Annotated in this window: 1 protein-coding gene; it reads right to left on the reverse strand. The window is 68.3% G+C overall.

What is annotated here, in order from left to right:
• On the reverse strand, positions 1–353 hold a 353-nt coding region (locus tag KVT32_RS29205; RefSeq protein WP_217619327.1), incomplete at both ends, for a UTRA domain-containing protein.

The following is a 353-nucleotide window of genomic DNA, read 5'->3' on the forward strand; positions in this document are numbered from 1 at the left end:
CGGAACCGGTCTTGCGCTTGAGGACGAGACAGGGTTCGCGCGCATCGATCGCGAGCAGTTCGGCCACTTCGCGCGGCGCGCCGAGGGCCTCGATGGCATAGGTGGCGCCCTGCAGCGGGGCCACGACCATCAGGTGTTCGTTCGGGGTGATGGCGTTGAAATCCTGGGCCAGGTAGTCCGGCGCGCAGTCCGGGTTGACCCAGCGGTCTTCGAGCTGGATCGGCACGTCGTCCTCGAAATGCACGATCAGCGAATGGAACAGGGGGCTTTCCGGCGCCAGGCCGAACTGCAGGGCCAGCGCCTCGCTCGCCGGCGCCTCTTCGAGCAGGTGCAGCGTGCTGCGGTGGCGGTGG

The sequence above is a fragment of the Achromobacter sp. GbtcB20 genome (genome assembly GCF_019091095.1).
Taxonomy (GTDB): domain Bacteria; phylum Pseudomonadota; class Gammaproteobacteria; order Burkholderiales; family Burkholderiaceae_B; genus Achromobacter; species Achromobacter mucicolens.